Below are 1,721 nucleotides of genomic sequence, written 5' to 3' on the forward strand. Positions count from 1 at the left end.
TAAACAAGTTGACTTTTATGTGGCGCTCACCGATTCCCGTCGGTGGGTGTTTTTTTATGTTCTATTTTATGTAACCAATATTACTCGTTGTTTGGTGATAAATCAACATTTCTTTTTATGTATCCTTGTATCCTTGTATCCTTGTATATTCATATCCTTGTATCTAAGTATCCTTGTATCCTTGTATCTAAGTATATTAGGATACTTGCAGTCAATCTTAATTTAACGGCTTTTGAGAAGAAATGTATCCTTGTATCCTTGTATCCTTGTATCTTTGTATGTTATCATCCTTGTATCCAAGTATCCTTGTATATTAGGATACTTAATTGGAGGTCAGTATAATGGGTGAAGTAATTACTTTTGGAAATTTTAAAGGTGGCACCGGTAAAACAACAAATGCCACGCTTGCATGCCTGGCACTAGCTCGTGCTGGTAAAAAAACGCTATTAATTGATTTCGATCCTCAAGCAAACGCTACAGATATTTACTTTAAAACCGCGGCTAATTTAGGCCACGATGATATTAAATTTAATCAAACCTTGCTTGCATCAATCCAAGAAGAGGACTTATCAAGATCGTTGGTTACTTTGGATAAAAACATTGACTTTATTCCATCAAGCGCAGATTTTTCATTGTACCCACGGATTATGGAAAAAAAGTTTAAAAATAATTATAAAGATAGAGTTACATATTTTAGCAAGCTACTTGCTTCACTAAAAGAAAAATATGATTTTGTGGTATTTGATTTGCCACCGACTATTTCCTTAATTTCTGATAGCGCCTTATACGCTTCAGATTGGGTCCTGATTATCCTTCAAACTCAAGAGCACAGTCTTCAGGGTGCCGAATCGTTTCTAAAATATATACAGGAACAGGTAATCGATGAATACGAAGCACCTAGTTTGAATTTACTCGGTATACTTCCTGTGCTATTAAAGAATGGGGCGCCTGTTGATCACAGCACATTAGAAGTAGCAGAAGAAGAATTTGGGAAAGAAAACATGTTAAAAACCCTAATTCGTAATATGGAAAGAATCAAAAGATATTCAATCAGAGGTGTATTTCTAAAAGATCAGTTCGATAAAAAAATAATTAGATTATACGATTCTGTGGCACAAGAAATTATTGAAAGGGCGGACTAGCATGGTGGAACTTTTACACAATCCTAACTCAAATAAAAGCAAAATAATTCCTAGAAAATCGGCGCCCCAGCCCCAAAAAGAAATTTCCATATCTTCTCTAAACGAATCAAACAAAACGAAGTCTAAACAAATAGATGGTGTTACTTTTGATACTACGCTCAGAATTGACAATCATCTAAAAAACTTTATGAAAGCTATGGTAATTTTAGGGTATAGCTCAACTCAACAAAACGGATTAGCCCAATTACAAAAAACTTTTTTTGAATCGTTAACTGAGTCTGAACAAAATACGCTTACGACTCAAATACAGACTTTGGAAACCGGCGATGCTAACAAAGTAAAAAGTAAATAATCACGTGCACTCAGACGACACGTTCACCTTTTAGATGTATAATTGTCCGTTTAAATTAAGCAGAATGCACACAAAAAAGTCCTCTATTATGCGGAATAGAGGGCTTTTCTGAAATCATTACATACAGGCTTTGCTTAGGAGCGTTGCTTGTGTCCATTTAGGACATACACGGTACCTGAATTATTCACCATAAGTTCTCCAAGTACAGTGTCACCCCGGTATCATGG

Annotated in this window: 2 protein-coding genes; both read left to right on the forward strand. The window is 35.3% G+C overall.

What is annotated here, in order from left to right; genetic code table 11:
- Nucleotides 1-341: 341 nt before the first annotated feature.
- On the forward strand, nt 342-1,142 hold the full coding sequence (locus FC07_RS13200) for a ParA family protein (protein ID WP_015639692.1): 801 nt from the start codon (nt 342-344) through the stop codon (nt 1,140-1,142).
- A 1-nt stretch (nt 1,143) separates the two neighbouring features.
- Entirely contained in the window at nt 1,144-1,494 is a 351-nt protein-coding gene (locus FC07_RS13205) for a DUF5388 domain-containing protein (RefSeq protein WP_011222016.1), read from the forward strand.
- Nucleotides 1,495-1,721 lie beyond the last annotated feature (227 nt).

It is taken from the genome of Loigolactobacillus bifermentans DSM 20003 (assembly GCF_001434575.1).
In the GTDB taxonomy this organism is placed as follows: Bacteria; Bacillota; Bacilli; order Lactobacillales; family Lactobacillaceae; genus Loigolactobacillus; species Loigolactobacillus bifermentans.

Coding starts and splice junctions, on each gene's coding strand:
- FC07_RS13200 (WP_015639692.1), top strand. CDS start 342: ATGGGTGAAGTAATTACTTTTGGAAATTTTAAAGGTGGCACCGGTAAA.
- FC07_RS13205 (WP_011222016.1), top strand. CDS start 1,144: ATGGTGGAACTTTTACACAATCCTAACTCAAATAAAAGCAAAATAATT.